Source organism: Halorubrum sp. ARQ200, from assembly GCF_005435115.1.
In the GTDB taxonomy this organism is placed as follows: Archaea; Halobacteriota; Halobacteria; order Halobacteriales; family Haloferacaceae; genus Halorubrum; species Halorubrum tropicale.
Genome location: NZ_SGTZ01000047.1, coordinates 1 through 480, shown reverse-complemented (window position 1 = coordinate 480; position 480 = coordinate 1). Strand labels below are relative to the sequence as shown.

Below are 480 nucleotides of genomic sequence, written 5' to 3'. Positions count from 1 at the left end.
GTCCGCGAGCACGTCCTCGATCTCTGCGACCGAGGGCTGGACCGGCGCCTCCGCGAACAGCCCGTCGTCGTGGATGATCTCGGCGATGTCGGGCAGGTCGTCCCGCGAGAGCCCGTCGATCGCCCGGAGCCGGCTGGGGAGGCCGAGATCGTCACGGACCCCCGCGACGGCGTCGACGACCGCCCCGGCGAGTTCGTCGTCGTCCATCGACGGCTCGGCGACGCCGAGCGCCTCCGCGAGCAGGCGCCGCCGGCCGTCCACTTCGCCGAACACGTACCGCAGCACGTCCGGTGCGAGCACGCCGTGAACCGTCCCCTGGTGGGCGTCGTAGTCGTTCGAGAACCCGTGGCCGAACGCGTGGATGATCGACGCGCGGTAGGCGCCCGGCGTGGAGATGCCGTACTGCGCACAGACGACGCCTGCGACCGCGTCGTCGAACTGCTCGGGGTCGGGGTCGTCTTCGGTCAGTTCGCCGAATCC

Annotated in this window: 1 protein-coding gene; it reads right to left on the bottom strand. The window is 71.7% G+C overall.

What is annotated here, in order from left to right; all coding sequences use genetic code 11:
• Window positions 1–480 (bottom strand): iron-containing alcohol dehydrogenase (locus tag EXE50_RS16975; protein ID WP_137705650.1); only part of this gene is annotated, 480 nt, incomplete at both ends.